Genomic DNA, 287 nt, shown 5'->3' on the forward strand with positions numbered 1-287 from the left:
GAACAGCGCGGGGTGAGAAAACTCGACCGGAGCCGCGTCGTTTGGCGAGATGATCACCCGCATTCCGATCCGCGTCTTGTCGAACAGCTTTTCCGCAAAGCCGTAGGGCATCCGCACGCAGCCATGCGAAGCCGCATACCCGGGCAGCGGTCCGCCGTGCAGTGCGATGCCGTTCCAGGTGATGCGCTGCATGTTCGGCATCTCGGCATCGTCATACATGTTCGAGCGGTGGTCCTTGTTCTTCTCGACGACGGTGAAGACACCGGCCGGCGTCTCGCGTCCCGTGG

Annotated in this window: 1 protein-coding gene; it reads right to left on the reverse strand. The window is 63.1% G+C overall.

Translation table 11 applies throughout. The features are described 5' to 3' along the window. The coding region (locus QSV46_RS39450; RefSeq protein ID WP_314964056.1) for a L,D-transpeptidase family protein at positions 1-287 on the reverse strand (287 nt) is incomplete at both ends.

This window comes from Bradyrhizobium cosmicum, from assembly GCF_032290525.1.
In the GTDB taxonomy this organism is placed as follows: domain Bacteria; phylum Pseudomonadota; class Alphaproteobacteria; order Rhizobiales; family Xanthobacteraceae; genus Bradyrhizobium; species Bradyrhizobium cosmicum_A.